The sequence below is a fragment of the Paraglaciecola sp. 20A4 genome, assembly GCF_011378905.1.
Lineage (GTDB): Bacteria > Pseudomonadota > Gammaproteobacteria > Enterobacterales > Alteromonadaceae > Paraglaciecola.
Map to the genome: position 1 here is coordinate 1 of NZ_WTPY01000096.1, position 647 is coordinate 647.

At 48.1% G+C, this 647-nt stretch carries 1 protein-coding gene; it reads right to left on the reverse strand.

Annotated features, from left to right (window positions below):
• A partial coding sequence (locus GQS54_RS22995) for a serpin family protein (protein ID WP_205967902.1) occupies window positions 1-592 on the reverse strand: 592 nt, incomplete at its 3' end.
• Between the last annotated feature and the right edge of the window lie 55 nt (window positions 593-647).

Here is a 647-nt window from a genome sequence, read left to right on the forward strand (position 1 = left end):
CGGTCCACTCCATGAGCTTCTCGTAGGTCAGTGCCTTTTCAAGCTTATGAAGGCCAGTGGTTTTGTCTTGGATCTCGTTCGGGAGGATGATCAACATACTGAGGTCCGTCCCGACATACGGCAGCTCCAGAACCTGACTGTTCAACTCGGAGATGAAGGCCAGAGGAAACTCTGCCTTCTGATTCATCATCTTCACTGGTTTAGTTTGAGCCTTGTTCAGCTTAAACTGTCCATCTCTGGTGTCTTCCTTTGGGAATTTCTTCTCCCAGTTCCCCTTGAAGTAGATGGCGTTCACCAAGACCAGTTTCGTCAATGCACCGATGGATCCCTGTGGGAGCAAGTCCTTGATCTTCTCTTGTGTTTTTTCCTCCACCCATTCGTTGATGTCGACTCGAGCAGCCTCTGAATTCATCTTGAAATCCACCTCCTCCAGTTTGGCGTCATAGTATTTTATTGTATCATTAAGGAATTTCTCGACAAACTGGTAGGATTGTTCTGCGTAGAGACGGTTGGCGAGACTCAACACATACGGCGCTCCTGGTTTGTTCAGGTCCTTCATGAGCTTGCTGAAGCTGGAATGAATTTGGTCCATTGAAACGCCAGGTACTGGAGTCTCACAGTGTGTGGGAGGATTGGTAAAACCCAAG